At 40.4% G+C, this 408-nt stretch carries 1 protein-coding gene; it reads right to left on the bottom strand.

Annotated features, from left to right (window positions below; translation table 11 throughout):
* Nucleotides 1–408, bottom strand: a 408-nt coding sequence (locus tag ACTND6_RS11215; RefSeq protein WP_441024358.1) for an IS110 family transposase, incomplete at its 3' end; no start/stop codon positions are given.

Genomic DNA, 408 nt, shown 5'->3' with positions numbered 1-408 from the left:
AAGTGCATTACGGAGATTGCGGATGTCTTCAGAGGCAATAGAAGCAGCAGTGGGATAGCTGGCTAAGAATTGCATATAGACCTTGGAATAGCGTGTCCAGGAGAGCTTGTTTACTTCTGGAAAGACAATATCCAAAGCACGCTGAAGACGGTTCATATCTTCATTCTGCTGTTCCTGTAACTGATGATACAGACGTGTGATTTCACGAAGCTTATCAGTTTCTTGTGTTGTACGAGTTACAGATCTCCAGAATTTTTTCTCACTGAGCATTTCTGCAATGAGGATAGAATCTTTACGATCGTTCTTGGCAGACATACCAAGTTCTTTACGCCTAAGGCATGTAGACCTGGGATTGATAAATTTAACAGTGAACTTTTTATCCAAAAGAAAATCTGTAAGATTGACCAA

Origin of the sequence: Bulleidia sp. HCP3S3_C9, assembly GCF_052064035.1 — a bacterium.
Lineage (GTDB): Bacteria > Bacillota_I > Bacilli_A > Erysipelotrichales > Erysipelotrichaceae > Bulleidia.
The sequence above is the reverse complement of the archived record's forward strand: the minus strand, read 5'-3'. Positions and strand labels throughout refer to the sequence as shown.